This window comes from Arthrobacter sp. Dra40 (assembly GCF_059091905.1).
In genome coordinates this window covers 1-23063 of record NZ_JBNHHB010000077.1, presented here as the reverse complement: position 1 = coordinate 23063, position 23063 = coordinate 1, and the positions used below count along the sequence as shown (strand labels likewise).

At 67.0% G+C, this 23063-nt stretch carries 20 protein-coding genes; 7 read left to right on the top strand and 13 right to left on the bottom strand.

What is annotated here, in order from left to right:
- Both AC5RWT_RS22455 and alr read right to left on the bottom strand, forming a co-directional pair.
- Positions 1-167 (bottom strand): tRNA (adenosine(37)-N6)-threonylcarbamoyltransferase complex ATPase subunit type 1 TsaE (locus tag AC5RWT_RS22455; RefSeq protein ID WP_494082087.1); only part of this gene is annotated, 167 nt, incomplete at its 3' end.
- Positions 168-202: 35 nt separating this feature from the next.
- The gene (alr, locus tag AC5RWT_RS22450; RefSeq protein WP_494082086.1) at positions 203-1513 is read right to left on the bottom strand and encodes an alanine racemase; all 1311 of its coding nucleotides are present in this window, start codon (positions 1511-1513) and stop codon (positions 203-205) included.
- A gap of 222 nt (positions 1514-1735) precedes the next feature.
- Here alr and AC5RWT_RS22445 point away from each other — a divergent pair, with 222 nt between their 5' ends.
- Genes AC5RWT_RS22445 through AC5RWT_RS22435 form a run of 3 tightly spaced genes read left to right on the top strand, consistent with a single transcriptional unit; the run spans position 1736 to position 3757 of the window.
- Complete coding sequence (locus AC5RWT_RS22445) at positions 1736-3073, top strand: family 4 glycosyl hydrolase (RefSeq protein WP_494082085.1); 1338 nt, start codon at positions 1736-1738, stop codon at positions 3071-3073.
- A 1-nt stretch (position 3074) separates the two neighbouring features.
- A complete protein-coding gene (locus AC5RWT_RS22440) occupies positions 3075-3395 on the top strand; it encodes a hypothetical protein (RefSeq protein WP_494082084.1) in 321 nt (106 codons plus the stop codon).
- Positions 3396-3445: 50 nt separating this feature from the next.
- Entirely contained in the window at positions 3446-3757 is a 312-nt protein-coding gene (locus AC5RWT_RS22435; RefSeq protein WP_494082083.1) for an MmcQ/YjbR family DNA-binding protein, read from the top strand.
- Positions 3758-3883: 126 nt separating this feature from the next.
- On the opposite strand, the gene AC5RWT_RS22430 is transcribed toward AC5RWT_RS22435, so the two are convergent.
- The gene (locus AC5RWT_RS22430) at positions 3884-6484 is read right to left on the bottom strand and encodes an MMPL family transporter (protein ID WP_494082082.1); all 2601 of its coding nucleotides are present in this window, start codon (positions 6482-6484) and stop codon (positions 3884-3886) included.
- A gap of 4 nt (positions 6485-6488) precedes the next feature.
- Positions 6489-7121: a TetR/AcrR family transcriptional regulator gene (locus tag AC5RWT_RS22425; RefSeq protein ID WP_494082081.1), complete on the bottom strand. Its 633-nt coding sequence runs from the start codon at positions 7119-7121 to the stop codon at positions 6489-6491.
- Positions 7122-7279: 158 nt separating this feature from the next.
- Here AC5RWT_RS22425 and AC5RWT_RS22420 point away from each other — a divergent pair, with 158 nt between their 5' ends.
- Positions 7280-7741, top strand: a complete 462-nt coding sequence (locus tag AC5RWT_RS22420; RefSeq protein ID WP_494082080.1) for a DUF3817 domain-containing protein — start codon at positions 7280-7282, stop codon at positions 7739-7741.
- Between the two features lie 154 nt (positions 7742-7895).
- Here AC5RWT_RS22420 and AC5RWT_RS22415 read toward each other — a convergent pair whose 3' ends face one another.
- The 7 genes from AC5RWT_RS22415 to glgX all read right to left on the bottom strand — a co-directional run bounded on the left by AC5RWT_RS22415 (position 7896) and on the right by glgX (position 18951).
- Positions 7896-8327, bottom strand: a complete 432-nt coding sequence (locus tag AC5RWT_RS22415; protein ID WP_494082079.1) for a hypothetical protein — start codon at positions 8325-8327, stop codon at positions 7896-7898.
- Between the two features lie 367 nt (positions 8328-8694).
- Positions 8695-9735, bottom strand: a complete 1041-nt coding sequence (gene mgrA / locus AC5RWT_RS22410; protein WP_494082078.1) for an L-glyceraldehyde 3-phosphate reductase — start codon at positions 9733-9735, stop codon at positions 8695-8697.
- A gap of 23 nt (positions 9736-9758) precedes the next feature.
- Complete coding sequence (locus tag AC5RWT_RS22405; RefSeq protein ID WP_494082077.1) at positions 9759-11405, bottom strand: bifunctional ADP-dependent NAD(P)H-hydrate dehydratase/NAD(P)H-hydrate epimerase; 1647 nt, start codon at positions 11403-11405, stop codon at positions 9759-9761.
- A 71-nt stretch (positions 11406-11476) separates the two neighbouring features.
- Positions 11477-12640, bottom strand: coding sequence for a DUF6226 family protein (locus AC5RWT_RS22400; protein WP_494082076.1), 1164 nt, complete (start codon positions 12638-12640; stop codon positions 11477-11479).
- A gap of 10 nt (positions 12641-12650) precedes the next feature.
- Complete coding sequence (treZ, locus tag AC5RWT_RS22395; RefSeq protein ID WP_494082075.1) at positions 12651-14405, bottom strand: malto-oligosyltrehalose trehalohydrolase; 1755 nt, start codon at positions 14403-14405, stop codon at positions 12651-12653.
- Positions 14402-16711 (bottom strand): malto-oligosyltrehalose synthase, encoded by a 2310-nt coding sequence (gene treY, locus AC5RWT_RS22390; RefSeq protein ID WP_494082074.1) that lies wholly within the window; start codon positions 16709-16711, stop codon positions 14402-14404. Before treY ends, treZ begins: the two co-directional genes overlap by 4 nt.
- Positions 16708-18951: a glycogen debranching protein GlgX gene (glgX, locus tag AC5RWT_RS22385; RefSeq protein WP_494082073.1), complete on the bottom strand. Its 2244-nt coding sequence runs from the start codon at positions 18949-18951 to the stop codon at positions 16708-16710. The genes treY and glgX overlap by 4 nt, the downstream gene beginning before the upstream one ends.
- A gap of 289 nt (positions 18952-19240) precedes the next feature.
- On the opposite strand from glgX, the gene AC5RWT_RS22380 reads away from it, so the two are divergent.
- The 3 genes from AC5RWT_RS22380 to AC5RWT_RS22370 are packed head-to-tail and all read left to right on the top strand — an operon-like array spanning position 19241 to position 21876.
- Positions 19241-20923, top strand: coding sequence for a glycoside hydrolase family 10-like protein (locus AC5RWT_RS22380; protein ID WP_494082072.1), 1683 nt, complete (start codon positions 19241-19243; stop codon positions 20921-20923).
- Between the two features lie 47 nt (positions 20924-20970).
- On the top strand, positions 20971-21276 hold the full coding sequence (locus AC5RWT_RS22375; protein WP_494082071.1) for a TfoX/Sxy family protein: 306 nt from the start codon (positions 20971-20973) through the stop codon (positions 21274-21276).
- Positions 21277-21315: 39 nt separating this feature from the next.
- A complete protein-coding gene (locus tag AC5RWT_RS22370; RefSeq protein ID WP_494082070.1) occupies positions 21316-21876 on the top strand; it encodes a dihydrofolate reductase family protein in 561 nt (186 codons plus the stop codon).
- 32 nt (positions 21877-21908) lie between these two features.
- Here the strand turns inward: AC5RWT_RS22370 and AC5RWT_RS22365 are convergent, their stop codons facing one another.
- Together AC5RWT_RS22365 and AC5RWT_RS22360 are read right to left on the bottom strand one after the other, a co-directional pair.
- Entirely contained in the window at positions 21909-22259 is a 351-nt protein-coding gene (locus tag AC5RWT_RS22365) for a holo-ACP synthase (protein WP_494082069.1), read from the bottom strand.
- A gap of 241 nt (positions 22260-22500) precedes the next feature.
- On the bottom strand, positions 22501-23063 hold a 563-nt coding region (locus AC5RWT_RS22360; RefSeq protein ID WP_494082068.1), incomplete at its 5' end, for an SIS domain-containing protein.

Sequence of the window (23063 nt, the reverse complement as noted above, 5' to 3'; positions counted from 1 at the left end):
CCTTGCGTGAAGGTGGTTTTCCCGGCCCCCAAACCGCCGCTGAGCACCACCAGGTCGCCGGCCCGCAGTATCCGGCCCAGCCGGGCGGCCAGCGCCTGGGTCTCCTCGGCGGATCCGACCTGGAACTCGCGCTCCCACACCGGTGCAGCCGGTTGTTGCTGGGTCATGGACGTTGTTCCCCCTGCCCGGTCGCCCTCGTCCTTCATGCCAGCACCGCGCCCGGGTCCCCGGCGTTGTCTGTGTGGTGGTCGCCGGCAGTCGCCAGCGCTGCCCGAACCTGGGCCGCTGCCGCTGCTTGCCTGGCTGCTGACGCGGCACGCCTGGTTGCCTCAGCCGCCGATGCCGGCTCCTCGGGGTCGTCCGGTCCCTCGGTGGTCCCTGTGTAGTAGCGCGGGACGCGCTGGCTGACGCGGGTAACGATCTCGTAATTGATGGTCCCGGCCCCCATCGCCCAGTCCTGGGCGTCGGGAACATCCTGGCCGGGGCCGAAGAGGACCACTTCCTCACCCAAGAGGTCACCGGCGTCGTTGGTCCGCAGGTCCACCACGAACTGGTCCATGGCCACCCGGCCCACCACGTCGTAGCGCCGGCCGCCGATGGCCACCTGGACTCCGGTGGCGCTGCGCGGGATGCCGTCGGCGTAGCCCAGCGGCACCAATACGAGCGTTGACGGTCCGGAGGTCACATAGCTCAGCCCGTAGGAGACGCCGTGGCCGCTGGGCACCTGCTTGCAGTTGGCTACCCGTGCGCGCAGCGTCATGGCCGGAACCAGCCCCAGTTCCTCCGGCGTCTGCGCCTCGAAGGGCGAGAGGCCGTAGATGCCCAGGCCCACCCGGACCATGTCGAAGTGCGCGTCGGGACGGGTAAGGGTCCCGGGCGTGTTGGCAAGATGGCGGACCTCAAGGTCCAGCCCCGCGTTCTCGGCGACCGCCACGGCCTCGCGGAAGCGGTCCACCTGGTCGTCTGTCTCCGGCCGGTGCGGTTCGTCGGCGACCGCCAGGTGGGAGAAGACGCCCACCACCCGCAGCAACCCCTGTTCCTGGTACTCCACAGCCCGGTTGACCAGGTCTTCCCACAGGGCCGGCGGGCAGCCGTTGCGGCCCAGTCCGGTATCAATCTTCAAGTGCACGCGCGCCGGGCGTTCCAGCTGCCGGGCCGCCCTGACCACCGGCTCCAGCTCCCAGCCGGAGACCCCGACGTCGATGGCTGCCTCGATGCCCGCGGCGAAGTCCGTGTCCGGGGTATGCAGCCACGCCAGGATCGGTGCTTCGATGCCGGCTTCGCGCAGGGCGAGCCCCTCGGTGAAGTGGGCGACCCCCAGCCAGGACGCGCCTGCTTCCAGCGCGGCGCGGGCCACCGGAACGGCGCCATGACCATAGGCGTCCGCCTTCACCACGGCCATCACGCGGGCCGGCGCCGCGATCTCACGCAGGTGACGCACGTTGGCGCGGATGGCGTCCAGATGAATGACGGCTTGGCGGTCATAGGGCAGCGGTGACGGTGTAGAGCTCACGGATCCATTCTCCCATCCGAAGCATGCTTTCCAGCCGAAGGACTGCGCCGCGGGGCGGGTGCCCCGCATCGAACGCACACGCTGGCCTCCCTCTGCCGGGCCGCACGCAGGGCAGCGGCTGCGGGTCTGTGCTTCACCCTTGCTGGCACAATACAAGCAAGGTCTGCGTCCCGGGCTCGGGACTGCCGATTGTTATCCAATGTCAATCGTTCGGGGGAAGCAGTGGCAACACTTGCCATAGTGGGCGGCGGCGGGTTCCGGGTACCGCTGCTCTACCGTGCGCTCGCCGAGGGGGCGGGTGCCGGCCTGGTCGACCGGCTGGTGCTGCACGATGTGGACCCGGGCCGCCAGCAGGTCATCGCCCGTGTGCTGGAAAACGCCCCCATCCCCACCGGCGGCCGGCCGCCGAAGCTGGAACCGGTCCGCGACCTGGACGACGCACTGGCCGGAGCCGACATCGTTGTCTCCGCCATCCGTCCCGGCGGCACCCGTGGCAGGATGCTGGACGAACGGGTGGCCACCCGGCTGAACCTCCTGGGCCAGGAGACGACCGGTGCAGCCGGAATCGCCTCCGGCCTGCGTGCTGTCCCCGCCTCCATCGACATCGCCCGGCGGATGCGCGAGCTCAGCCCCAACGCCTGGCTGATCAACTTCACCAATCCCGCGGGCCTGGTCACTGAAGCCACGCTGCCGCTGCTCGGCCACCGGGTGATCGGCATCTGCGACACGCCCATGGGGCTTGTCCGGCGTGCTTCCCGGGCGGCCGGCGCCCCGGTGCGCAGCGGCTCGCTGGCGGGCGTTGACTATGTGGGACTGAACCACCTGGGCTGGCTGCGCGGCCTGAAGCACGACGGCGGGGACCGGCTCCCGGGGCTGCTTGCAGACCCCGCACGGCTGCAATCGTTCGAAGAAGGCCGGATTTTCGGCACCCAGGAGCTACAGGTGCTCGGAGCCATCCCCAACGCCTACTTGTTCTATTACTACTTCCGCCGTGAGGCCACGCTGGCGCTGGCCGGTGCGGCCCAAACGCGTGGCGAGTCCATCCACGAACTCCAACAGGAGCTGTACGCCCGGCTTCAGGCCTCCGGAACCCCGTACAGAGACTGGGAGGATGGCTTGCGCCGCCGCGAGGAAGGCCATCTGTCCGAAGCACGCGAAATCGGCGTATCGCGGGACGAGGCGGATCTGGCGGCATGCGGCTACGAACACGTTGCCCTCGAAGTGATGCGGGCCCTGCTGACCGGCGAGCGCACCGAGCTGATCCTCAACGTCCGCAACGCCGGCACCATCCCGGCGCTGCCGGACGACGCCGTCATCGAAGTGCCGTCCGTTGTGGATGCGGACGGCGCCCGCCCGCTGCCGGTGAAGCCGCTGACCCTGCATCAGGCCGGGCTGATGAGCCAGGTCAAGGCCGTGGAGCAGGAGGTGATCCGCGGCGGCCAAGGGGACCGGGCGTCCGCCCTGCGCGCCTTCATGATCCACCCGCTGATTACCTCTGGCCACGTGGCCCACCGGCTGCTCGAGGCCTACGAACAAGCCCACGGCTACCGCTGGAGCTGAGATGGACCTCGTTGGCGGACTTATCGCGCTGGGACTCGTGGCAGTGATCATCGCCGCCACCATCGCGGTGGCCGCCCGGCCGTGGCGGGGCGGTCCGGGATCCTTGTCCGGAATGTTCGGCGCTGTGGAGGAAGTCTTCGCCCCGACCCGCCACGAGGCACGGATGGAACAGGAACGGCAGCAGCAAGCCCCCGCCCCGGCCCCAACTCCCGGCGACAAGCCGATACCCGGTGTTGGTCACGGCGACAAGCCGGTACCAGGCGACGAGCATGGGTCCGGCGGTAAGCCCGGCACGCGGGATGATGCCGGGGACCCGCCCTGACGGGCCCGTGGGGCTGGCACGCCGGGGCATCTACGTGGCAGGGTGAGGGCATGCCCACCGAGGACGACGTGCGCCGCCTCTGCCTGGCCTTGCCCGGTGTCTCCGAGCGGCCGAGCTGGGGCCAGCCGGCATGGTTCGCCTCCACGCTTATGGCCCGCATCTGGGAGCCGGGCATCCTCACCATCAAAACCGTCGAGCGCGACGCCTTGGCCGAAACCGCACCGGATGTCTTCTTCTGGACACCGCACCACGAGCGTTCACCCCGGTTGGTGCTCCTGCACTTAGACAAGGTCGCCCCGGACGAACTTGAAGAACTGCTCGACGAATCATTCCGGCTTGCCGGCGGCCGGCACCGTCCCTAGACTGCTCGACCTTGCCGGACGAAAGGTTCCGGGCAGCCCGGCGGCCAGCCCCGTTTCAGCGACGCGGCCGGCCCCGTCCTACAGCGACGCGGCCAGCCCCGGTGACGCCCGGTGCCTTGCGTTCCTTTAGCGCACTGGCGACGGCAGGACCTCAATCTGCTCCGCCTTGTCGGGGTGCTGCGCCAGCTTGGCACCTTCCACATCGACATTCGGCAGGATCTTCTCGAGCCACGCGGGCATCCACCAGGCCGCTTTGCCGAACAAGTGCATGGCCGCCGGGATCAGCGTCATGCGGACCACGAACGCGTCCAGCAGCACCCCTAGCGCCAGCGCGAAGCCGATCGGGCGGACCATGGTCAGGTGGGAGAAGACGAATCCGGCGAACACTGAGACCATAATGATCGCGGCGGCCGTGACCACCTTGGCACCGTGGTTGAAACCGCTGACCACGGCAGCCTTCGCGTCCTCGCCGTGGGCATAGGATTCGCGCATGCCGGAAACCAGAAACATCTGGTAGTCCATCGCCAGGCCGAACAGCACGCCGATCATGATCATCGGCAGGAAGCTCAGGATGGGTCCCGGGTCGTGGACATCGAAGATGGTGCCCAGCCAACCCCACTGGTAGATCGCCACCACGGCACCGAAACTGGCACCGAGGGAGAGCAGGAAACCGGCAGTGGCCAGCAACGGGACCAGGATGGATCGGAAAACCAGCAGCAGCAGGATCAACGAGAGCCCGATGACGATGGCCAGATAGACGGGCATGGCGTCCGCCAGCTTGTCCGAGACATCAATCTGCATGGGCGGCTGTCCGGTCACGGATATTTCGACGCCGGTGCTCTCCTGCAGCGCGGCTGTTTCCGCCCGCAGATTGTGAACCAGATTCTCGGTGCTCTCGGCTGCAGGCCCCTCTTCCGGAATGACCTGCAGGACAGCGGTCCGCCCGTCCTCGCTGGTGCCCACCGGGACGGCCGCCCACACATGGTCCATGGCCCGCAGCTCTTGCGAGAGCTTCAGCAACGTCCCGTCCGTTTCGCTGCCTTCAAGGCCAGCCGGCAGGTCGGCCACCACGATCAGGGGACCGTTGATGCCCTCCCCGAAGTTTTCGCCCAGCTGGGTGTACGCGTGATAGGCGGTCGATTCCGCCGGCTCTGAGCTGCCGTCCGGCAGGCCCAGCCGCAGCTCTGCGGCAGGCAACGCCATCACGCCCAGCACTGCCATCCCGGCCACCAGGGCCAGCCAAGGATGCTTCGTCACCGTCTTGCCCCAGCTGCGCTTGGGGTCGTTGTGGAACGCGCGGTCCGGGGTGGCCGTTTCCGTTCCGTCACCGACCGGGCCGGCCACGCCCGACTTGGCCCAAGCCCGCCGGGAGAGAATGCGCCTGCCCATGATGGACAGCATCGCCGGGGTCAGGGTCAACGCCACCACGACGGCGACGGCCACCGTCGCGGCGCCGGCCAGTCCCAGCACCGTCAGGAAAGGAATGCCAGGTACCGCCAGCGCGGCGAGGGCGATGATCACGGTAAGGCCGGCGAAGAGCACGGCGTTGCCCGAGGTGCCGGTGGCGCGGCCGATGGATTCGATCAGCGGCACGCCGGAGAGCAGCTGGGTGCGGTGCCGGTTGACGATGAACAGCGAATAGTCGATGCCCACGGCCAGGCCCAGCATCAGCGCCAAGACCGGCGAGACGGAGCTCATCTCGATCACTCCGCTCAGGGCCATGGTGCCGCCGACGCCCACGCCAACGCCAACAAGTGCCATCAGCAGCGGCAGCCCTGCAGCCAGGAGCGTGCCGAGCATGAGCACCAGCACAGCGGCGGCCACGGCAATGCCGATGGCCTCGGCCGCACCGAACAGGCTGGAGATATCTTCGACGATGTCTTTGCTGTACTCCGCCCGCAGCCCGGACACCAATCCGGCCTCTGTCACCTGCTGGACCTGTTCGCGGTCTTCCTTGGAAACCTCCATCATGCTCTGTCCGAACTGGACTTGCACGAAGGCGGCCGAGCCGTCCTCCGAGACAAACCGCAGACCTTGGGACGACTGCTGCCGCAGCTTGGCCCGTTCCAGGTCGGCGACGCCCGACTCATAGTCCGCCCGGCCGTCTTTCAGCCGCTGTTCCGCTGCGGCCAGCTGCGCCTGCCCTGCTTCAAACCGGGCGCGCTGCGGTTCCAGCTGCGCCCGGGCCTGCGCCGCCACAGCGGATTGCCCGGCGGTCTCCAGCTGCGCGACCCGGGCCTCGGCTGCCTCCACCTGCTGCCGGGCCGGTTCCAGCTGCGCTTTGCCGGCTTTCAGTTCGGCCTGGCCGTCCTTGAGCTGCCGCGCGGCAGCCGCCAACTTCTGTTCGCCCTCGGCAATTATGCGTGGCGCAGCGTCGAGCTGAGTCTGCAGTTTCACCGGATTGGTGGCGTTCTTGACCGCAGCCAGGGCCGTGAGGTTGTGGGAAATAGCCGCAATGGCGCTCTCCTGGGCCGTGGTGAACGCTTGGCCGTCCGCCGTGGTGAACACAATGGTCCCAAGGCCGCCCGAGGCCTCCGGCATTTTCTCCTGCAGTTCGTCCGCCACCGTCTGGGCGGGAGTGCCGGGAATGGTGAAGCTGCTGGACAGCGTACCCATGAAAGCCGCGACGGAACCGCCAACAGCGACCATGACAACCAGCCACACGGAGACGAACCACCAGCGCTTCCGCGCGGCGAGTTTGCCGAGTTTATAGAGCAATGACGCCATGGGATCAGTCCTTGGAAGTGGTGTTGAAGCCGCAGCGCAGCATGTCAAGGCTCTCCAGCAACCGCTGCCGGAAGGCCGACGGTTCAGGTGCCTCGCCTGCAGGGGTTTGGGTGGCGGCCATGCGCATGGCCGCCTGGGCACAGGCGATCAGCGAGCCTGCGAGCGCGGTGACCATGAGTTCACCGGCGTCGCCCGGCAAACGGGGGCGGAGGCCGTCTTCAAGCGATTGCTTGGCGTGGCTCCAGATCTGCAGCTGCACGCGCTCCAACTGCGCGTCGTCGACGCCCATCTGGTAGATCTCGCACAGCAGCGCCAGCCGGTCCTGGCTGATGTCCCCGCCGAAGGTCGCGAGGACCGCGTCCATGATCGGCTCATCGTCCGGCCGTTCGTCGAGCCGTGCAAAGGACTCGGCCAGAAATTCCTCCACCGGCAGAGTGACAGCCGCCTCGATGGAGGGGAAATAGTTGAAGAAGGTCCGACGGGAGACGCCCGCCTCCGCGGCCACATGGTCGACCGTAAATCCACCCGGCCCGTGTGTCCGGGCCAGACGAAGGGCCGCGGCGGTCATGGCCGCGCGGGTGGCCACTTTGTTCTTTTCGCGGCGGCCCTCGGGCGGCGCCACACTCTCTGCACTCACCCGGCCAGCATAGGGCTAAATTTGCACACCATGCAAAATTACCCTGCGTGCAATCATTTCAGGTGCAGCCACATCCTCGGCTAAGTTGGTGGGGGTTCTCCTGCCTGAGAACGTGCCCTGGCACCCTTGCCGACGCCCACTAATTTCCGAGGACGTGCATGTCTCCGCGCACCCTGTTCCGTTCCGTCGCTTTCGCCGAAGCCGTGACGTGGACGCTGCTGTTGCTGGCCCTGCTGCTGCGGGCGCTGGTGCCGGAAGCGCGCCTGGCGGTTAGTATCGCTGGCGGCCTCCACGGCTTTGTCTTCCTCTGCTACGTCGTCAGTACCTGCTTCACGTGGGTGAATCAAAGGTGGTCTGCAGCCCGCGGCGCTCTGGCGGTTGTGGCCGCCGCCATCCCCTATGCGACCATTCCCGTGGAACAGTCAATGGACCGCCACGGTCTGCTCGACGATGTGTGGCGGCTCGGCGCGGGCGGTGACCGCCCGCACGGCTTCCTGGAGAAGCTTCAGGCCGGGGTGCTGGCGCGCCCGGCTGCCGCCATCGTCGTTGTCGTCGTTGCCGTTGCGGCCGTCTTCAGCTTCCTGCTCTCGATGGGGCCGCCGGATACCTGGTTCAGCTAGTACCTGGTCCGGCTAGTACCAGATCCGCTCGGAACGCATCCGCCGGTCTTGGCCTGGCGGGGAAGCTTGACAGGACGGCAGGGAGGACCGGGAGTTCCCGTCCCTCCCCACCTTGGCGTACCCCTGGCGGGATACTTACCTGAGGGGTGATTTTTTAGTCGTTGCCGTGGCCGTAGTCATGGTCATGGCACCGGAACCTGACGTTGTCGCTCGACACCCATCCGTCGGCGCGGCTGTAGCTGATGGCCTTGTAGGTCCTGCCGCACTTCAGGTCGTCGCCGCGGATAGTGAAGTCCCCGTCATGTGTCCGGACGTAGAAATGATCAACGACGCGGTCACGGGAAACGTTGACGATCCAGACATGGACGCGGTGCGCTTCGTAGTCCTCGCCCCTAACCCTGTAGTCGCCGTCACGGTAAATGTGCAGCGACAGTTCGGCGTCGCTTCCGTCCCTATACTTCGAGTGCGAAGAAGCCTCCGCGACGCTGGTGGCACCGGCCGGCGCTGCTACGCCCATGGAGGCGAGAAGTCCCAGGATTACGCCGGTCATCATTAACCAGATGCGCCATCTTGCTGAGGTTTTCATGACTTACTGTGCTTCCGTGCTGATCCGGGAGGCCAGGACGCGGAAGGCGCGCCCGCCTGTCGTCGATGAACAGCTTGGCGGGCCCCCCGGCTGCCTCTCGCCGCTGCCGTTCACTGCGCCGGTTTAAACCACGGGACTGCCCCCGGCCCATCAGTGGTTACATGAGGTTGCCATCCCTCGGGAGGATCCTGCCTCCGGTGCCCCTACCGTGCCCCAGCGGTGCGGTTGGCACGTTCTACATCGTAGTGGAAAACCGGTACCTCGGGGCACCCCTTCACAGCGGGTTTTTCCCGCTGGCGGGAGCGGCGGCATCTGCGGGGCCTGAGTCTGAAAGCGTCCTGTCCACCGCGGCAGGCATAAGCCTGCGTTAGCCCTTCGGCTTCCAGATGTTGATGTCCGAGTCCACCGCAAACTTGTTGATCGCGTCCGCTTCCTCGGTTGTGAAGTCCAGATTGGCCACGGCAGCGAGGTTGTCCTCCAGCTGCCGCACGCTGGACGCGCCGATCAGGGCCGAGGTAACGGGGGCACCCTTGAGCTGCCGGCGGAGCACCCAGGCGATGGCAAGCTGTGCCAGCGACTGGCTGCGGTCTGCCGCCAGCTCATTGAGGGCACGCACACGGTCCAGGTTTTCCCCGGAGAGCATCTGCGGGAACAGCGACTTGTCCTGCGCGGCCCGGGAGTCCTCGGGGATGCCGTCCAGGTAGCGGTCGGTCAGCATCCCCTGCGCCAGCGGCGAGAAGGCGATGCAGCCCATGCCCTCCTCGTCCAAGACCTCCAGCAGATTCGGGCTGCCGCCTTCCACCCAGCGGTTCAGCATGGAGTACGAGGGCTGGTGGATCAGCAGCGGCGTTCCCAGCCCGCGCATGATGCGCGCCGCTTCCCGGGTCTGTTCGGCCGTGTAGGAGGAGATGCCGGCGTACATGGCCTTGCCGGAGCGCACCGCCTGGTCCAGCGCGCCCATCGTTTCTTCCAACGGCGTGTTCGGGTCGGGCCGGTGGCTGTAGAAGATGTCCACATAGTCCAGTCCCATGCGCTTCAGCGAGGCGTCGAGGCTGGAGAGCAGGTATTTGCGCGATCCCCACTCGCCGTACGGGCCTGGCCACATCAGATAACCGGCCTTGGTGGAAATCACCAGTTCGTCACGGTACGGGAGGAAATCTTCGCGCATGTGCCGACCGAAATTTGTCTCGGCGCTGCCTGCCGGCGGCCCGTAGTTGTTGGCCAGGTCGAAGTGCGTCACGCCCAGGTCGAAGGCCCGGCGCAGGATGGCGCGCTGTACCTCGAACGGCTTGTCGTCGCCGAAGTTGTGCCAAAGCCCCAGCGAGACAGCGGGCAGTTTGAGGCCGCTGCGGCCCACCCGGCGGTAGGGAATGTTCTGGTACCGGTTCGCTGCAGCTTCATAGACCATCCCTTCATCATGCCATCGCAGGCCTACTGGTTCCGACCAGCGAGAGCTTGTGCGATGACTCCGGGGACCGCTGCGCTGATGTCGGAAGCGGTCAACGGTGCACCTGGCCATCCTTCCCGGTCCGCCGCTTCATGCGGTTGCGGCGTGGTCGCGCTGCCGATCCGCGACGCCTCCGTCCCGGCCAGCCCGTGGAGGCAGGCTCCCATGGCGGTCAGGGCTGCCCAATGCTCCGGTTCGGCGAAACCGGCCTCCTGCAGTCGGGCCGGGCGCACAGTCGCGGCGAGCGCTCCCAAGATCCCGGCCAGAGTGTCCCCGGAACCTGCCGTGGCCAGCCAGTCCGGGCCATCGTCCTGGCTGAACAGGGCACCGTCCGGCGCAGCGATGACCGTCACGGAACCCTTGAGCAGCACGGTGGCGCCGGTCAATCCTGCGGCCAGCGCCGCGAATTCTGCGGGTGATTCCTCAATGCGTTCCCGGTCCGTCTCCACGTCCTGGGCTTTCAGGATGCGCACGAGTTCGCCGGCGTGAGGCGTCAGGACCACGTGCGGTCCCAGCTCTGCGGGCAACCCGTCAAAGGCTCCGGCATCGGCTACCACCGGCAGGCCGGAAGCGATGGCGTCCCGTGCACGCTGTTGCTGGTCCGCGTCGCCGTCGGTCCCCGGGCCCACCAGCCACGCCTGGACCCGGGACGCCGCCACGCCGTCCTGCGAGCAGACTGCCTCGGGCGTCAGCATGTTTATCTGGCGGCAGACCTCCGGGGGTCCGAGATAGCGGATCATGCCGACCCCGGTGGCGGCAGCTGCCTTGGTCGCCAGCAAAGCCGCGCCCGGATAAGACGCAGATCCGGCCACGATGCCCAACACCCCGCGGGTGTACTTGTGGTCGGCACGGGACGGCACCGGCCACAGCCGCGCCAGATCCTGCGCTTGGAGCCGTCGCAGGCGTGGCTTCGGCAACACGTGTCCGATGCCGATATCCACTGTCTCGATCCGGCCGCAGAGGGCAGCCGCAGGGTCCAGCAGCAGCCCGGACTTCGCGCCGCCGAAGGTCACTGTCACCCTTGCCGGAAGGACTGTAGCGGTGGCCTCGCCGGTCTGTGCGTTGACGCCGCTTGGCAGATCACAGGCGATCACTGCCGGACGGCTGGCGGTACCATCGCTGCTGCCGCCGCCGGTGTGCGCCAGGACCGCCTGAACCAGTTCCCGGGCCGGACCGCGCAGCGGCCCGGATGCTCCGGTGCCCACAATTCCGTCGACCAGCACGTCGGCGGCGGAACAGGTCCGGGCTGCCGCTCCGACGGCGTCCCCGGCCAGGCCGTTCCTGCCCTCGCCTGGTCCTTCCGTTTCCATCCGCAGCACCGTGCCGCCTGCACGCCGGAAAGCCGCCAGTGCCTGCGGGTGTACCCGCTGGGAGGTGAGCACCGCCGTCGTTGTCACGCCGCGCTTTGCCACGGCCGCCGCCGCGAAGAGAGCATCGCCGCCGTTGTTGCCGCTTCCCGCCAGTACGACCAGCCGGGCACCATAGATCCTGCCCCGGACGCGCTGCAGTTCGCGCACGATGCAGGCGGCAAGGGCTGCCGCTGCACGGCCCATCAGCTCCGGCCCCTGCCCGGCGTCGAGCAGCGGCCGTTCGGCGGCGCGGATCTGGTCCGGTGTCCAGGCCTCGATCATGAAATCCTTTCGACGGGCGGCGAACGGCGGACAGGACAGCGGCCCCGGTCCTGCGCGGGTGTGCGGTTCCGCTACCGGAGCGGCCAGGGCTGCCACCCTTTGGGCAAGGCATTCAGCGTCTGCTCCGCAGCGGCGAGCTGCTCGGCAGTGTAGTCGTGGGAGGGTTCACCGCCGCCGCTTTCCCAGCCCGATCCATCCACCTGTACCAGCTGGTATTCAGCGCGTTGATGGCGCCCCACCGGGTACCGTTCCGCGAAGCCACCGGCTGCCACCGCGAGCACCTGCTGCTCGAGCCCGGAGGCTTCGGAGTCGAAAGTTTCATCGCAGGCATCACAGCCACAGGACGGGAAGGGCGAGCTGTGCAGCAATCCGGCGTGGAGGAGGACTCCCGGAAAGCCGGTGAACGTAAAGACCAGCGGAGCAGCGTCCGCAGTGTCCGGCTGCACCCTCACTGCCCTGAGAACACTGACTGCGCCGCGCATTCGGGCCGCCGTTTCTGCAGTGACATCAGTAGCGGTGGCGGCGTAGGTGGAGAGCAAATGCTCGATCAGCGCCTCTGCCACGGTGTGCAGGCCACCGAACCGCCCGGTGTTACTGGTGACGCTGTAGGAGTCCGGCGGCGCGTCCTCGCGGCCCCACCGCTCGCCGTACCGGATGGGGTTTCCGTCAGCACCGGGGTAAACCTCGGCCGGAGTGTCCGGCCGCACGTAGGGAGCCCGGTCGGCCGGCAGCGCGACCGGCTGCGGAAGATCCCCGTCATGGTCCTCGAAGCGAGGCAGCGGCTGTGGTTCCGACCCGGCCCAGGCACGGACGGTGGCCAGCGACTCCGCGAACTGTTCAGCGTCGGCCGAATGCAGGCGCTCCACCAAGCCGTTGACCACCAGGCTCATCTCGTGATCTCCGGCTTCGGCGTGGCCGCCTTCTACGCTGCGCCAATGGGCGTCAGGCCGCTGTGCGGTGACGGTGTTTCCGGCGAAAACTTCCGCTGCCCTGCCCATTTCCGGTTCGGCAAGCAGCTCGGCCGCATGTGCACGCAGGAACTCCAGCAGCCGGACCGGATCGGCCGCCAGTCCAGTCGCGTCTTCCCCGTACCGGGCACAGAACCCGACGAACGGGGCATAGCCTCCGACATGCCGGACCTCACCCGTTGCCGGCCGGTAGAGCGAGCGACCGGTGGGAACAGGCGCCGGCAGTTCGGCCGGCGTTCCCTCAAACACGTCCTCTGCTGCAGCCATGAAGCCGATCCTAGCCTGCGGCTTCGTCCCGCACTATCGCGGCAGAATGCGCCGGCAGCGTCAATCCCTCGGCGCCGTAGGAAACGGCGTCGTCGGTCGCCAGGACCAGCGTGCCCGCGCCGGCGGGCAGCCGCCGCGACTCGGTGGAGAAGTTGCAGCAGATCGCGAAGGGACCGCGGTGCAGGATCAGCCAGCCTTCGTCCTGGTCCGTCTGAGCCGAGACGGCCGCAAAGTCGGGTTCCGTCAGCTCCGGATGGTGCTTCCGGAGCGCGATCAGCCGGGTGTAAAGGCCGTGCAGCCGGGCATGGTGGCCGGTCTCGGGCTCTGCCCAGTCCAGTTTCGAGTTGCGGAAGGTCGCCGGGTCCTGCGGATCGGGCACAATGTCAGGGTCCCAGCCCATCCGCCCGAACTCCTTGAGCCGGCCGGCAGAGGTCGCCTCGCCCAGCTCCGGCTCGGGATGCGAGGTGAAGAATTGCCAGGGTGTGGAGGCCGCGAACTCCTCGCCCATGAACACCATGGGGGTGAACGGAGACATCAGGTTGAGCACGGCGGCGAGCGCCAGCTGCCCGTAGTTGAGGGTACCGGTAAGCCGGTCCCCGGCGGCGCGGTTGCCGATCTGGTCGTGGTTCTGCGTGCAGACCACCAGTTGCGGCGCGGTCACCCGGTCCTTGTTGATCGGCCGGCCGTGGTGCCGTTCCCGGAACGAGGAATAGCTGCCGTCGTGGAAGAATCCGTCCCGCAGCACCTTTTCGAGCGCTCCCAGCCCGGCGAAGTCGGCGTAGTAGCCGCTCGTTTCGCCGGTGAGGTTCACGTGCACCGCGTGGTGGAAGTCGTCGCTCCACTGCCCTGCCAGCCCGTAGCCGTTCAGTTCCCGGGGCTCGATCAACCGCGGGTTGTTCAGGTCGGACTCGGCGATCAGGAACAGCGGCTTGCCCAACTCGCCTGCGCACTGGTCGGTCGCGGCCGCAATCTCCTCGAGGATGTGCACGGCCCGCTCGTCCCGCAGCGCATGCACAGCATCCAACCGCAGCCCGTCCACGTGGTAGTCACGGAACCACATCAGCACGTTGTCGGTGATGAACCGGCGGACCTCGTCGGAGCCGGGCCCGTCCAGGTTCACCGACTCACCCCAGGTGTTGGCGCTGCTGTCGCTCAGATAGGGCCCGAACCGCGGCAAGTAGTTCCCGCTGGGACCGAGATGGTTGTAGACCACGTCCTGGATGACGCCGATGCCGTGGGCATGGGCGGCGTCCACAAACCGCTGGTAGGCGGCCGGCCCGCCGTAGCTTTCCTGCACGGCGTACCACAGCACGCCGTCGTAGCCCCAGTTGTGCGTGCCGTTGAACGCGTTGACCGGCAGCAATTCCACATAGTCAACGCCGAGTCCGGCCAGGTAGTCGAGCTTGGCGGCGGCCGAATCCAGCGTTCCCTCGGTCGTGAAGGTGCCGATATGCAGTTCGTAGATCACGCCGCCCAACGCGGGTGGCACCCAGTCCTGGTCCCGCCACGTGTGGGCACCGGCGTCGAACGTCCGGGACAGGCCGTGGACCCCGTCCGGTTGGCGCCGCGACCGCGGATCGGGCAGTGCGTTCTCCGCTCCGTCCAGCCGGTAGCCGTAGTCGACTTCTCCCTCAGGCACAGCGGCAGTGTCCGCCAGACGCCACCATCCGGCGTCGTCCGGTCCGCTCAGCGGGAGCCGCGCGACGCCCGCCTGCAGTTCCATGTGTTGGGCGCGCGGCGCCCACACTGCGAAGTCCTTGCTCATGACCGCCTCCCTTGCCCGCGCACCAGCAGCGCCACCGGCAATTCCGCCAGCAGCTCGGCCAGCGGCACGGTTCCGGTTGCGGAGTGGCTTCGTCCGCTCAGCACATCGCGGTATTCCCCCGGGGGAAGCACGACGGCGGTGTCCCGCCACCCGCCGTCGCGCTGCAGACGCGCGGGAAGCCGTGTGGCCACCGTGACGGCACCGCCGCGGTCGAAGGCGAACGCGTGGTCGGCGGCGGGGCCTTGTACCGGAACGACCTCGTAACCGGTGAACAGCTCCGGCCGGTCGCGGCGCAGCCGGAGCGCGCGCGCGACCACCAGCATCTTGGCCGTCGCGCCGTCGTCCACCGGCGGCGTACCGCCCTGGTCCAAATTCTCCAGCGCCCGCAGCCGGGCACTGAAATCCACCGGCCGGCGGTTGTCCGGGTCCACCAGCGAATGGTCCCAGAACTCGGTCCCCTGGTAGACGTCAGGCACGCCGGGCATGGTCAGCTGGATCAATTTGGCCGCAAGGGAGTTGCTCCAGCCACATGCCTTGGTTTTCTCCACCACGCCAACCAGCAGCCGGTTCACCTCCGGGTCATCGAAGGCGGCGTCCACGGCGGCGTGGAGCTGTTTTTCGAAGTCGGGGTTCGGGTCGATCCACGAGGTGCTGTTGCCCGCTTCCCGGGCAGCCTTCTCCGCATAGGCATGCGCTCGTTCCCGGCTGACCGGCCAGGCTCCCAGTGCTGCCTGCCAGAGCAGGTCGGCGAACGGCACATCCCCGAAGGGTGCCAGCCGGTCCAGCTCTGCCAGCCAATCGGGCCACTGGTCGGCCAGTTCGGAGAGCACCGAGATGCGTGCCCGGGTGTCCTCGCTGCGCTTCGTGTCATGGGTGGACAGCGTGGTCATGGCGTGCGGCAACTCCTGCTGCCGGCGAATCAACCGCGTGTGCAGTTCGAACGGCTCGACCGCGAAGATCGACGGATCCGCCCCGACTTCGTTCAGCGAGGTCAACCGCGTGTAGCGGTAGAACGCCGTGTCTTCCACGCCCTTGGCCATCACCATGCCGGAGGTTTGCTGGAACCGCACCGCGAGTTCGGTCAGCACACCCTGCGGCTGCAGCAACGGCAGCAAGGTGGTAACCGCCTCGGCCAGGTCAGGACGGCGGACTTGGGCGGCGATGCCGGCTTCCGCCAGGTACTGCGCGCCCACCGGCAGATAGCTCCGGTACACCGGGAAGCAGCTGAGCAGTTCGGCGAGCGCGTCCGCGGCCGTCTCGAAGTCCACCCCGGCCTCGGCAGGAACCAGCCGGGCCAGGCGCAGCACTTCCGAGCGCAGGATACCGTCGGCGATGCCCCGCTTGGTGCCGTGGATCATGTGCCGGTACGGCTGGACCGGGGCCGCGTCGGTGAGGCGTTCACGCCCGTCCGGATCGACCAGCAGCCGGTCCACGTCGGCCAGCGCGTCATATCCGGTGGTGCCCGCGCTGGCCCAGTCCGCCGGCAGCTCCTCTCCCGGCTCCAGTATTTTCTCCACCAGAACATAGGCGCCGCCGGTCAGCTCCTGCAGCCGCTGGAGATAGCCTTTCGGGTCGGCCAGCCCGTCGGGGTGGTCTACCCGGAGCCCGTCAACCAGGCCTTCGTCGAACCATCGCTTGATCTCGGCGTGGGATTCGTCGAAGACCCACGGCACCTCCACCCGGACTCCGGCCAGGGAGTTGACGCCGAAGAACCGGCGGTAATTGAGTTCAGTGTCGGCCCGCCGCCAGTTGACCAACTGATAATGCTGGCGCTCATGGACCTCGCGGGCGGAAGCGCCGTCGTCCGCAGTCCCCGCGGCCAGGGGGAAGCGATGGTCGTAGTAGCGCAGCTCGCCGTCGGCCAGTTCCAGCGCCTCAAGTTCCGCGTCGCCGTCACCGAGCACGGGGAGCCGGATCTTGCCTCCGGCTGCGTCCCAGTCAACGTCAAACGCTTCGGCATAGCGCGACTCTCGGCCCTCGGCCAGCAGCGACCACCACCAGCGGTTGCAGGCCGGCGTGGCCACACCCATGTGGTTGGGCACAATGTCCACCAGGACGCCCATGCCGGCCTTCCGCGCTGCCTCGGAGAGGGCCCGCAGTCCGTCAATCCCGCCTCGGGCAGGATCAACGGCGCTGAAGTCCACCACATCGTAGCCGTGGTCCGAGCCCGGTTCCGCGGTCAGAATCGGCGACAGGTAAACCCAGTCGACGCCGAGCCTGTGCAGGTACGGCACAAGCCCGGCTGCGTCGTAGAGCGTGAACGATTCCCTGATCTGCAGTCGGTACGTGGACGCCGGCACCCTCATCCGTTGTCCTGCCCTTTCCGGTCCTCGGCAGCGGGATTTCCGGGCCCCCCGGCCGGTTCGGGGGCCGGCTGGCGCTCGGGCTCGGACATGGCCGCCACCGAGGCCGCCACCGAGTGGTCAGGTTCTTCTTCCGGTGCCGAGTGGGCCCGCAGCACGACCGTGGACTTGGCAGCTACCGGCGTCGTCTCCCCGGCCTTCAGCGGCCCGGCGGCGTTCTCCCTGCCTGCAGTGTCGATGATGACGTCCCATGCCGGGGCGTATTCCGGCGGCGGCAGTACGAACGGCACCTCGTCGTCGTCGGCGTTGAAGTACACCAGGAAATGCTCATCGGTGATCCGTTGCCCGCGGTCGTCCCGCCCACGGATGCCTTGTCCGTTGAGGAAGAGGCCAATGCACCGGCCGAGGGCTTCGTCCCAGTCCTCTGGCTCCATCGGTGTGCCCTCGGTGGTCAGCCAGACGGCGTCACTCAGCGGCTCGCCCTCGCCGCGGCGGACCGGCTTCCCGTTGAAGAACGTCCGGCGCCGGAAGGTCGGGTGCTCCGCCCTCAGCTTGTTGACCGTGGCGACGAATTCGAGCAGCGGCTGGTCCATGTTGTTCCAGTCAACCCAGGACAGCTCCGAGTCCTGGCAGTACACGTTGTTGTTGCCCTGCTGCGTGCGCCCCAGCTCGTCGCCGTGGGCGATCATCGGCACGCCCTGGCTCAACAGCAGGGTGGCCAGGAAGTTCCGCTGCTGGCGGGCGCGGAGCGTCAGGACCGCAGGATCGTCGGAGGGACCTTCGACTCCGCAGTTCCACGAGCGGTTGTGCGACTCGCCGTCGTTGTTGTCTTCGCCGTTGGCGGCGTTGTGCTTTTCGTTGTACGACACCAGGTCCCGCAACGTGAATCCGTCGTGGGCGGTGACAAAGTTGATGGAGGCTACCGGGCGCCGCCCCGTGGCCTCGTACAGATCCGAGGAACCCGTAATGCGCGAGGCGAATTCACCAAGGGTGGAGGGCTCGCCCCGCCAGAAATCGCGCACGGTGTCCCGGTACAGGCCATTCCACTCAGTCCACAGCGGCGGGAAGTTCCCCACCTGGTAGCCTCCCGGACCGATGTCCCAGGGCTCGGCGATGAGTTTGGTCTGCGACACGATGGGATCCTGCTGCACCATTTCGAAGAACGTGGACAGCCGGTCCACGTCGTAGAACTCGCGGGCCAGGGTCGAGGCCAGATCGAAGCGGAATCCGTCCACGTGCATCTCCGACGCCCAGTAGCGCAGCGAGTCCATCAGCAGCTGCAGCGAGTGGGGATGGCGCACGTTCAGCGAATTACCCGTGCCGGTGTAGTCCATGTAGTACTGCTGTTGGTCCTCGACCAGACGGTAGTAGGCGGCGTTGTCGAGCCCCCGGAAAGAGAGCGTCGGGCCCAGGTGATTGCCCTCCGCGGTGTGGTTGTACACGACGTCGAGGATCACCTCAATGCCGGCCAGGTGCAGTTCGCGGACCATCGCCTTGAACTCCTGCACCTGCTGCCCGGTGTCGCCGGAGGAACAGTAGGTGTTCTGCGGGGCGAAGAAACCGATGGTGTTGTAGCCCCAGTAGTTGGACAAGCCCTTGTCCTGCAGCGTGCTGTCGTTGACGAACTGGTGGACGGGCATCAGTTCGATGGCCGTGACACCCAGCTTCTGCAGGTGCCCGATGACCGCCGGATGAGCGATGCCCGCGTAGGTACCGCGTTGTTCTTCCGGGATCTCCGGATGCATCTGGGTCAGGCCCTTCACGTGGGCTTCGTAAATCACCGACCGGTGGTACGGAGTGCGCGGTTTGCGGTCGCCGTCCCAATCAAAGAAAGGATTGACGACGACGCCAAGCATCATGTGCTCGGCGGAATCCTCGTCGTTGCGGGAATCCTCGTCGCCGAAGTTATAGCCGAACAACGGCTGGGCCCAGTCGATCTGGCCGCTGACAGCCTTCGCGTAGGGATCCAACAGCAATTTGTTCACGTTGCAGCGCTGTCCCTGGCCCGGGTCATACGGGCCGTCCACCCGGAAGCCGTACTTCTGTCCGGGCTGGATCTGCGGCAGATAGCAGTGCCACACGTAGCCGTCAACGTCCTTGAGTTCGACCCGGGTTTCGGTGCCGTCGTCATCGAACAGACACAGGAACACTGTCTGTGCTGCTTCGCTGAACACGGCAAAGTTGGTGCCATTGCCGTCATACGTGGCTCCCAACGGATAAGCGTCTCCGGGCCAAACTTCCATACAAAGCTCCTGACGATCGATTGCGGGTCCCTCATCTTTCTTACCCCATGCCCACGACAATAGACATCCCTCGGGTATCCGCCGGGAGGGCAAATCAGGGCGGTCCGGCCCGCGGTTACAACGATCCGCCCGGTGCGGGGTTGCGTTGGACACCATGGGCCGGCGTTCGCCTTTGCTGCGCGGCCCCGGGGACAGCGCCCTTCCTGCACGACGGTTGGAACTACTGTCGACACGACCACCGCCGGCGTATGGTTGAGCTACCATCAGGTTCTCGTGAGGCAGGGTGGCCATGACCGGCAGCGGTTTGGGTTCCACAGGCGCAGTCTCCCGGCGCCAGTTCACTACGGCAACGGCCCTCACCGTGCTTGGTGCGGCAGGCCTGCTGGGAGGCAGTCTTTCCCGCGCTGCAACCGCCCCGCCCGGGAGTCCTCTTGAACTCAGCCTCGCGGCGGCCGTCGTCAACAGGGTCTACCGGGTCACCGCCCGTGAGAAAGCACGCGTCACGGACATGCCGAAGCACGAGTTCCGGGGCTTTTGGCTCTCCACCGTGCTCAACATCGACTGGCCCTCCCGGCCCGGACTGGCAGCGACCGTCCAGCAGTCGGAACTGCGCGGCTGGCTCGATCTCGCGCGCAGCCGGAATCTGAATGCCGTCATCTTGCAGGTCCGTCCCGCGGCAGATGTTTTTTGGCCATCCACCGTGGGAGAGCCCTGGTCCCGTTACCTGACCGGCACGCAGGGACAGAATCCCGGTTACGATCCCCTCGCGTACGCGGTCAGCCAGGCGCACGCCCGGGACCTGCACCTGCATGCTTGGTTTAATCCGTTCCGCGTCGGCATGACGACGAGCCTGTCGGACCTGGTTTCCGGGCATCCGGCGCGGAAAAACCCCGGCTGGACCTTCGCCTACGGTGGCCGGCGTTATTACAACCCGGGCATTCCTGCGGTGCGCAGCTTCATCATCAAGGTCATCGCGGAAGTTGTGGCGAAGTACGATATCGACGGCGTCCACCTCGACGACTATTTCTACCCATATCCCGTCGCAGGGCAGAGCATCCCGGACTCTGCGGCCTACACTGCTTACCGGTTGGCCGGGGAAAGCGTGGCAGACTTCCGCCGGCGCAGCGTCAATACCTTTGTCCGTGACGTGAGTGCCACAATCTTCGCCACCAAACCGCGGATGCTCTTCGGCATCAGCCCCTTCGGGATATGGCGCAACCGATCCAGCTCTACCCTGGGCTCAGCCACCTCAGGCCTGCAGAGCTACGATGCCACCTTCGCGGATTCCCGACTGTGGGTGAAACAGGGCTGGCTGGATTATGTGGTCCCCCAGCTGTACTGGCATCAAGGCAATCCCGCTGCGGATTACAACACGCTCGTGAATTGGTGGGCGGCACAAGTGAGCGGCACCCACTGCAAGCTCTACATTGGCGAGGCAGCCTACAAGGTGGGCGACGCTGCCCAGGGAGCCGACTGGCAGGACCCACGGGAACTTTACAACCACACGGCCACATGCCGGGCAACCACGGGTGTCAGCGGCCAGGTCTATTTTTCCGCCACGTCGGTTCGGGCCAACCGGCTGGGCAGCATCAGCCTCGTCAAGGACAAGTACTACCGGCGCGTGGCGATGACTCCGGTGATGTCCCACCTCGGTGCCCAGCGTCCTTACGCCCCGCTGATCACCAGTGCACGCTGGAACGGTTCCGGCGTAGAGCTCATCTGGCGGGGCGCAACGACCGGGACCCTCCCCCGGCACTATGCGATCTACCGCTGGGAGTCCACCGGCGCCGAGGCCGCCTACATCCCCTCGCAGGCCGGGGCCCTCCGACGCGTGCACCGCCGACGAGGCAATCCCGAAAAGTTCGTGGACACGGGCGCGGTCCGGGGACGCACGTACTGGTACGTTGTCGTCGGCATGAGCGATCTCATGGTCGAATCCGCCGCCGCATCCGCCATCTTCATCCGAGCCTAGGAAGGTGTCCAATCTCAGACAGCGATGAGGACCTCGTCCTGCTGGACATGCTGGCCCGCCGGTTTTCCGACGACCCGCTGGTGGAACACGGCACCATGTTCCGCAGTGCCGGGCTGCGGGTGGGTGGAAAAATCTTTGCGTTCCTCGGCCACGACCACCGCCTGATCGTGAAGGTTCCGCGGGAGCGCGCCGAAACGTCTGTTGCAGCGGGAGCGGCGGAACCTGTCACGATGGGACGGCGGACGATGAAGGAATGGGTCGCTTTCCCCGCAGTGGCCGGCGATGCCCCGGCGACGGAGCAAGTGTGGCTCAGCGCTGCCGAGGAGGCCTATGCGTATGTTAAGAGCCTGTGACGATACTCCCCCGCCCTGCTGAACAGCCCAGGAGTCACCATGGCAAAACTGCTGTACTCGGCCATCATGTCCCTGGACGGCTACATCGCCGACCAGAACGGCAACTTTGACTGGAGCATGCCGGACGAAGAAGTGCATGCGTTCGTGAACGGGTTGGAGGACCCTGTCGGGACGTATCTTCTCGGCCGGCGGATGTATGAAGTGATGGTGTTCTGGGAAACCGTGCCGACCGGCCCCGAGGTCCCGGCGGTCGAACGGGAGTTCGCGGAGTCATGGCTGCACAAGGACAAGGTGGTCTTTTCCCGAACCTTGCAGGAGGTTTCCAGCGCCCGTACCCGGATTGAGCGGGAGTTCAGACCGGAGGCCATCCGCCGGATGAAGACCGAGGCAGACCGGGACCTTAGCGTCAGCGGCCCCGACCTCGCCGCCCACGCCTTCAGGGCAGGCCTGGTCGATGAATGCCGGTTCTTTGTCTCGCCGGTCGTCGTCGGCGGCGGGAAGCGCTTCCTGGCGGAGGACATGAAAGTGGACCTCGATCTGCTGGACGAGCGGCGCTTCGGCAATGGCGTGGTGTACCTGCACTACCGGGTGGCCCATTAGCACCACCGCCGCCGCCAGCCCGCGGCCGGCCGCTACTTCTCAGCCACCACCATGGCCGTTGCCAGGTCGCCGTCGTGGCTCATGGACAGGTGCCAGAACTTCACGCCTTTGGCTGCCGAGGCGGCCGCGACGGTGCCGGTGAAGAGGGGGTAAGGGTCTCCCCCGCCGTCGACGCAAATGGTGCAGTCCTGCCAACTCATGCCCGACGGAGCCCCGAGGGCCTTGGCAATGGCTTCCTTGGCAGCGAAGCGGGCCGCCAGGGACCGGGTGTTGAGCTCCCGCTCGGCCGGCGTGAAGAGCCGCTCCAGCAAGGCCGGGGTGCGCTCCAGCTGCCGGCGGAACCTGGAAACTTCCACCACATCCACGCCAATGCCCACGATCATCTGACGGCTCCGGCCCGGACGGCCCACGGCGAGCGGGCGCAGCGGGGCGCCAGCACGGGTGCACCCGTGGAAATCAGCGTGCACTGCACGGGCGGCACAGAGAGCAGCCGCACGCGCCGCAGCAGCGCCGCCCGCCGGACGCGGACGGGACGCTTCGGAACGGAGCAGGCCCCGATCCTGTTGTAGGGGGACCGAGGCGCTGCAATGAGCAAACGTGTCGACATGCTGTGCGTACTGCGGGTTATTCGACGGTGACGCTCTTGGCCAGGTTGCGCGGCTGGTCCACGTCATAGCCCTTGGCTGTGGCCAGTTCGCACGCGAAGATCTGCAGCGGAACCGTGGTCAGCAGCGGAGCGAGCAGAGTCGGCGTCTCCGGCACGTAGAAGACGAATTCGGCGAAGTCCTTGACCGCGTGGTCGCCTTCCTCGGCAATGACAATCGTCTTGGCGCCGCGGGCGCGGATCTCCTGGATGTTTGAGACGACCTTGGCGTGCAGCGAGTTGCGCCCGCGCGGAGAGGGCACCACGACAAAGACCGGCTGGCCGTCCTCGATCAAAGCAATCGGGCCGTGCTTGAGCTCGCCGGCGGCGAAGCCTTCGGCGTGAATGTAGGCCAATTCCTTCAGCTTCAGCGCGCCCTCCATGGCGACGGGGAAGCCCACATGCCGGCCCAGGAACAGGACCGACTTGGTCTCGGCCATGCTCACCGCCAGGTCTTTGATGTCCTGGGCATTGTCCAGCACGGACTGGATCTTCGCCGGGATCTTGCCCAGGTCGGCCAGGATGTCCTTGATCTCGCCCTGGA